The organism is Janthinobacterium sp. GW460-12-1-14-LB5 (assembly GCF_059423585.1).
The window spans coordinates 1-520 of sequence record NZ_JBWKYD010000078.1 but is presented as its reverse complement, the minus strand read 5'-3'; the positions used below and the strand labels follow the sequence as shown (position 1 = coordinate 520).

Annotated in this window: 1 rRNA gene; it reads right to left on the bottom strand. The window is 52.9% G+C overall.

What is annotated here, in order from left to right:
• Window positions 1-520: ribosomal RNA gene (locus AC07X6_RS28615) — 23S ribosomal RNA — on the bottom strand; the annotation flags it as partial.

Genomic DNA, 520 nt, shown 5'->3' with positions numbered 1-520 from the left:
CTGTGTCGGTTTGCGGTACGGTCTCGTATGACTGAAGCTTAGAGGCTTTTCTTGGAACCACTTCCGATTGCTTCGTGCACAAGTGCACTCGTCTCAACCCCTTGAATTCCGCGCCCGGATTTGCCTAAGCGCCTTCTATGAGCCAAAAACCAACTATTCCAACAGTTGGACAACCTTCCGCGATCCGTCCCCCCATCGCATCATACGACGGTGCAGGAATATTAACCTGCTTCCCATCAGCTACGCATCTCTGCCTCGCCTTAGGGGCCGACTCACCCTGCTCCGATGAACGTTGAACAGGAAACCTTGGGCTTACGGCGTGGAGGCTTTTCACCCCCATTATCGCTACTCATGTCAGCATTCGCACTTCTGATACCTCCAGCATCCTTTACAAGACACCTTCGCAGGCTTACAGAACGCTCTCCTACCATATCCAATAAAGGATATCCGCAGCTTCGGTGACTGGCTTAGCCCCGTTACATCTTCCGCGCAGGACGACTCGATCAGTGAGCTATTACGC